Origin of the sequence: uncultured Rhodoblastus sp. (assembly GCF_903903185.1) — a bacterium.
Taxonomy (GTDB): domain Bacteria; phylum Pseudomonadota; class Alphaproteobacteria; order Rhizobiales; family Beijerinckiaceae; genus Rhodoblastus.
The window spans coordinates 1-2,120 of the sequence record NZ_CAIUXT010000169.1; the positions used below are offsets into that span (position 1 = coordinate 1).

2 protein-coding genes are annotated in these 2,120 nt (G+C 61.0%); both read left to right on the forward strand.

Features of this window, described 5'->3' with window-relative positions; genetic code table 11:
* Positions 1-989, forward strand: a 989-nt coding sequence (locus QZY01_RS15745; protein WP_294538830.1) for a circularly permuted type 2 ATP-grasp protein, incomplete at its 5' end; no start/stop codon positions are given.
* Positions 990-1,074: 85 nt separating this feature from the next.
* Complete coding sequence (locus QZY01_RS15750) at positions 1,075-2,034, forward strand: alpha-E domain-containing protein (protein ID WP_294538833.1); 960 nt, start codon at positions 1,075-1,077, stop codon at positions 2,032-2,034.
* Positions 2,035-2,120: the final 86 nt, after the last annotated feature.

Below are 2,120 nucleotides of genomic sequence, written 5' to 3' on the forward strand. Positions count from 1 at the left end.
ACGACCACGATTTCTATGTGCTCGAAGACAATGTCCGCACCCCCTCCGGCGTCTCCTACATGCTGGAAAACCGCGAAATGATGATCCGGCTCGCGCCCGATCTGTTCGCCGAACATAGCGTCCTGCCGGTGGAAAACTACCCCGACGCGCTGCTCGCCTCGCTGCGCTCGGTCGCGCCGCCCGGCTGCCCGGGCGAGCCCAACATCGCCATCCTCACGCCGGGCCAGTTCAATTCGGCCTATTACGAACATTCGTTTCTGGCCGACAAGCTGGGCGTCGAACTGGTCGAGGGCCGCGACCTGATGGTCAAGGACGATGTGGTCTACATGCGCACCACCGAGGGTCCGAAGCGCGTGGACGTAATCTATCGCCGCGTCGATGACGATTTCCTCGATCCGCTGGTGTTTCGCCCGGATTCGACGCTCGGCGCCGCCGGGCTGATGGGCGCCTATATCGCCGGCAACGTGACTCTGGCCAATGCGGTCGGCGGCGGCGTCGCCGACGACAAGGCGATCTATACTTATACGCCCGAGGTCATCCGCTTCTATCTTGGCGAGGAGCCCCTGCTCAAGAACGTCGCCACCTGGCGCTGCCGCGAAGAAAAGTCGCTCGCCTATGTGCTCGATCACCTTTCGGAACTGGTGGTCAAGGAGGTCAATGGCTCCGGCGGCTATGGCATGCTGGTCGGCCCGCACGCCAGCAAGGCGGAGATCGAGACGTTTCGCCACAAACTTCTCGCCAGCCCGGATAATTTCATCGCCCAGCCCACCCTGTCGCTTTCCACCTGCCCCACGTCTTTCCCCGGCGGGGTCGCGCCGCGCCATGTCGACCTGCGGCCCTTCGTGCTGTCGGGCTCGGACGGCGTGCGGGTCGTGCCCGGCGGCCTGACCCGGGTGGCGCTCAAGGAAGGCTCGCTCGTGGTCAATTCAAGCCAGGGCGGCGGCACCAAGGACACCTGGGTTCTGGAGACCGACGCCAATATCGCCTGAGACTTAAAGGGACTGCGCCGCGGCGCGGTCCCGGAATCGAAACGCGTTCAGGATTCAGCTCAAAGGTCAGACAGGGTCGCCCCACATGCTTTCGCGCACCGCCGACAATCTCTACTGGGTCTCGCGCTACCTCGAACGCGCCGATTTCCTCGCCCGCCTGATCGAGGCCTCCAGCCGCATCTCGGCCCTGCCCAAGGCCTATTCGGCCAAGCAGGACGAATGGGAAAGCGTGCTGATCGCCTCGGGCGCGGATGAGACGTTCTACGACCATCTCGAAACCGCGGACGAGGCCAATGTCATCGCCTATCTCGCCTTCGACGAACGCAATTCGTCGAGCATCCGCAATTGCATCGAATTCGCTCGCACCAACGCCCGCGCCGTACGCACCGCGCTGACCGTGGAAATGTGGGAAAGCATCAACAGCGCCTGGCTGGAGCTCAAGAAATTCGATGCGACCTATCTGGCGCTCGGTCGCATCGACCGCGAGGAACTGATCCGGTTCCTGGATTTCGTCAAGACCACGTCGAGCCTTTACGACGGCTATGCCTATCGCACCATGCTGCGCAACGACGCCTATTATTTCTCTCGCCTCGGCGTCTATGTCGAGCGCGCCGACAATACCGCGCGGGTGCTCGACGTGAAATATCACGTGCTGCTGCCGGAGCAGGAAGCCGTCGGCGGCTCCGTCGATTATTTCCAATGGACCGCGATTTTGCGCTCGGTTTCGGCGCTGACCGCCTATCATTGGGTGTTTCGCGAAAGCATCAAACCGTGGAACGTCGCCGATCTCTTGATCCTGCGCCCGCAAATGCCGCGTTCGCTGATCTCCTGCTATGACAATATCGTGCGCTTCCTCGACGCCATCGGCAATGAATATGGCCGCCACGGCCCGTCGCAGCGCCACGCGCGCAATGTCAAGCGACGGCTTGAAGACGCCTCGATCCGGGAAGTCTTCCAGAACGGCCTGCATGAATTTGTCGATTCTTTCGTCACCGACAATAATCAGCTCGGTTCGGAAATCGCCGAGCAATATTTGATCGGCTAGAGCAATGTGCGAAAAAGTGGACGCCGGTTTTTCGCAAAAACATTGCGAAAACAAAGGAATCTAGAGTCGAGTGGGGTTTAAAACAA

Coding starts and splice junctions, on each gene's coding strand:
- QZY01_RS15750 (WP_294538833.1), top strand. CDS start 1,075: ATGCTTTCGCGCACCGCCGACAATCTCTACTGGGTCTCGCGCTACCTC.